The sequence below is a fragment of the Moraxella sp. VT-16-12 genome, from assembly GCF_002224245.2.
GTDB lineage: Bacteria > Pseudomonadota > Gammaproteobacteria > Pseudomonadales > Moraxellaceae > Moraxella.
In genome coordinates, this window is the sequence record NZ_NKHK02000047.1 from 1 (window position 1) to 402 (window position 402).

At 56.2% G+C, this 402-nt stretch carries 1 protein-coding gene; it reads right to left on the reverse strand.

Annotated features, from left to right (window positions below):
* Positions 1–402, reverse strand: a 402-nt coding sequence (locus tag CEW93_RS10690) for a glutaminase (protein ID WP_186727977.1), incomplete at both ends; no start/stop codon positions are given.

Sequence of the window (402 nt, forward strand, 5' to 3'; positions counted from 1 at the left end):
GCGGCAATTCCCATCACGCCAGGAACGACCGCCAGAATACCGCCACCTACACCGCTTTTGCCCGGTAAACCAACGCGATACGCCCAGTCACCGGAGCGACCATGCAGCCCTTCCATCATCATTTCGGCCAGAATGTACGGCACATTGTCGGCCTGAAGAACGCGTTTATGCGTCAGCGGATTCACACCACCCGCCGCCAGCGTCGCGCCAAGCGTTGCCAGTTCAATAGTATTGATGAGCGTGGAGCACTGACGGGTGTACACGTCACAGGCTTCCATTGCATCACAATAGAGATATCCGGCTGAGTACAGCAGCCAGGCAATGGCCCGGTTATGGAAGTTGGTTGTTTGTTCCGACTGGTTGACTTCATCAGAGAGCGCTACCTGCTCACCAGCCAGTTGT